The sequence below is a fragment of the Holdemanella sp. genome (assembly GCF_056804935.1).
This window is the reverse complement of sequence record NZ_DBMEXE010000193.1, coordinates 1-3,082: the sequence shown is the minus strand read 5'-3', so window position 1 is coordinate 3,082 and position 3,082 is coordinate 1. Positions and strand designations below refer to the sequence as shown.

Annotated in this window: 3 protein-coding genes; 1 reads left to right on the top strand and 2 read right to left on the bottom strand. The window is 33.5% G+C overall.

The annotated features are described in order from the left end of the window. The coding region (locus ACZQCL_RS08050) for a sigma 54-interacting transcriptional regulator (RefSeq protein WP_482482676.1) at positions 1–1,401 on the bottom strand (1,401 nt) is incomplete at its 3' end. Beyond that, entirely contained in the window at positions 1,398–1,904 is a 507-nt protein-coding gene (locus ACZQCL_RS08045) for a PTS sugar transporter subunit IIB (RefSeq protein WP_482482674.1), read from the bottom strand. The genes ACZQCL_RS08045 and ACZQCL_RS08050, both read right to left, overlap by 4 nt. 73 nt (positions 1,905–1,977) lie before the next feature. On the opposite strand from ACZQCL_RS08045, the gene ACZQCL_RS08040 reads away from it, so the two are divergent. Continuing rightward, on the top strand, positions 1,978–3,082 hold a 1,105-nt coding region (locus ACZQCL_RS08040), incomplete at its 3' end, for an RNA polymerase factor sigma-54 (protein ID WP_482482672.1).

Below are 3,082 nucleotides of genomic sequence, written 5' to 3'. Positions count from 1 at the left end.
TTGACAGGGAAAATATAAGAAGATAGACCTAGATATGCGAGGTTTACCACAAAAGCAAAATGCCCGTAGAGCCGATAAAATAAGGCTTTGCGGACATTTGAGAAGATATAAAAAGATAGTCAAAAAGACATATATAATTTTATATAATACTTTACTTTGATCAACAACCTTAGAAAAATCTTCTTCCCCTTCAAATGCATTCAATAATTTCGCATAAAACTGTAATAGAGGAATGACCGGCTTTAACTCTCCTTTTAAATCATGTATAGAAAATAAAGTCTCATTATCTCGTGAATGCGTCTTTAACTGCATTGATTTGATTGTTTCAAAAAAATAGGATGGAAGATCCAACAAATGAATCTGTAAAGTATCAGAGGACTGATTCAACAATCCCTTTGCACAAGTCGCCTTAATGGTGTTTTTTAGTTCACCAATATTTCCCTTAAACTCATAATCAAGAAAAGTTGAATAAGCTAGATTTGAAATATACATATCTTTTCCAAGCTTTGACTCTTCCTGTTCAAGTAAGCGATAAATCAACTCTCTTTTTTCCAATAATGGGCGATCCTTTAATGAAGGAACACTCACTGTGATTGGAATTCTTCGAAGCAATGTCTTTAACAAGGCATCCTGAGGATTTTCTGTTGTTGCAAAAATCAAACGACACTTTGACTTATACCACTTATCATTATCCCCTACTTTATGATAAATACCCTTATCCATGAATTGAAACAACTTTTCCTGGCATTCCGCCTTTAAGCAATGAACCTCATCCAAAAAAAGTACACCACCATTCGCAAGACTGATTAATCCATCTTGATCTTCTTCAGCCGAAGTATAGGCCCCCTTAACATGTCCAAAAAGATTAGAAGTTAATAATTCTGGGTTATTCGCATATTCTGAGCAATTTACCGAAACAAAGCGTGAATTTGATTCAATCACACCTTGATGCAAGGCATAGTCGTACATCGTATTCGCCAACAAAGTCTTACCTGTTCCAGTGGGGCCATAAATCATAATAGGTAAACCATTATCCGGATAACACATGGCTGCTTTACACTGTTCAACAATCGAAGATAAGGAACCATTATATCCAATCAATTGATCAAAATCATGTTCCTTTTGTGCCATCAATAAATCAAAAGACGCAAATTCATTTCCCATAAAACGAACATTCCATTTCTTGATCAAAGCTGATTTATCAAAGAAGTATACGGGACGTGAATTCACCTTTACAATAGATTCATCTTTTAATCCTTCATTTAAATATTGCGAAACTGTATTTCGACTCAAATTCAAAGAAGTTGCTAAATCGTTCGCCGTAAATATTTCATTTTCCTCAATATTATTTTCTAAAGTACGCCGTTTAATTTCCTCGTACACCAATTGTTTACTTGTCATTTTCTCACCCTTTTCAATCGCTCAAAATCAATCTTGTCGATCACTTCATCTAAAGTTCCCGGCACATCTTGATAATAAAGATTAAAACCTTGATCTATTAATTCATTGATTTCATCTACATCCACTTCGGACACATACATTTTTTTATTAAAGGGGACTCTTCCTCTTCCATAATGAATATTACCTATATTCACAGTTTGTGGAGTTAACCCATTTTTAAACATTTCATAAACCGTTTGAATATCTCTTACAACCACAAACAATCTTTGACTACTTTCATTATGTCGCAAGACCTGCATGAAGCCCGCAATCGAATAAAAACGAATATCCACATTGCTAGCTTTCGCAATCGTCTTCATCATTTTTTGTGAAAATACGTTGATAGCCGTCTCATCATCTACCACTACAATTGTATCTATGTTCAACGCATTGACCCAAGTTACCCCAACTTGACCATGAACCAATCGATTATCAACACGAATCAATTCTATTTTTGCACGCATATCAATATCCGTCCTTTCATTACTATTATCTTTAATTCTATCAACTTTTTTAAAAGAATGATATAGTTTATCCATGAAGCAAAATATCACAATCAAACCAGAACTTAAAATTAAACAAACCTTTAATTCGCAAAAGGAACAAAGTCTTAAAATACTATCCTATAATGCTAAAAGCTTAAAGGAATACTTATACAAGCAAGCACAGACAAACCCATTTCTAACATATACTGCTGACGCAGATGCATTCCTTGAGTATGATCATACTACACAAAGTTTATATGACAAAATTGAAGCTGAACTTAAAAGTACAAATCAAACAATACCTGAAGATTTATATCAATATTTAATTAGCCTTTTAGATTCCAACGGTTACTTCAAAACGACTCCATTCCTTGCTAGCTATTCCGAAAAACAACTACAACAGGCCATCTACATTCTTCAAAGAACAGAGCCATATGGATGTTTTTGTAGAAATTTAAAAGAATCATTAAAAGTACAATGTGAACTTAGTGAAAACCCCGCTAGTGAAACAGGGACTATTTTATGTGATTTTCTTGAAGAGCTTGCATCCCACAATTATGATGAAATTATACATAAAACTGAGCTCACACTGGATGAACTTGAAGAAGGATTTCATTTCATTCAAACCCTTAATCCTAAGCCTGCCGCAAACTATTCTACAGATGCGCCCGTCTTACAAGCAGAAATCAAAGTTATATATGATGATGAATTTCATTTTGAATGGATCAACCAGAACTATTCCATTCAATTTGATGATATGAATCATCTTACTAAGGAATTAAGATCACTTAGAAACGAGGCTAAGCAACTGCTTAATACAGTTCAAAAAAGAAATATGACACTACTGCAAATCATGGATACACTGTGTCATATTCAAAAAGATTTCTTCATCTCAAATAGTCCATTGAATTATTGTACTCTAGAAATGGTAGCCAAAGAATGTGGATTACATGCCTCTACTATTTCGAGAGCGATCAATCAAAAAGGTTTTGAATTCAACAATAAATACTATCCAATCAAGCATTTATTCTGTCATACAGGATTTAAAGAAACCACATCTGAACAAATCAAAGATAGAATTATGAATTTGATTCACAACGAAAACAAAACGAAACCATTCAGTGATGAAAGCATCAAAAAAGCATTAGCTAAAGAAA

Bases quoted from the DNA above. Each gene is read 5' to 3' on its own strand.
- ACZQCL_RS08045 (WP_482482674.1), bottom strand. From the start codon at position 1,904: ATGCGTGCAAAAATAGAATTGATTCGTGTTGATAATCGATTGGTTCAT.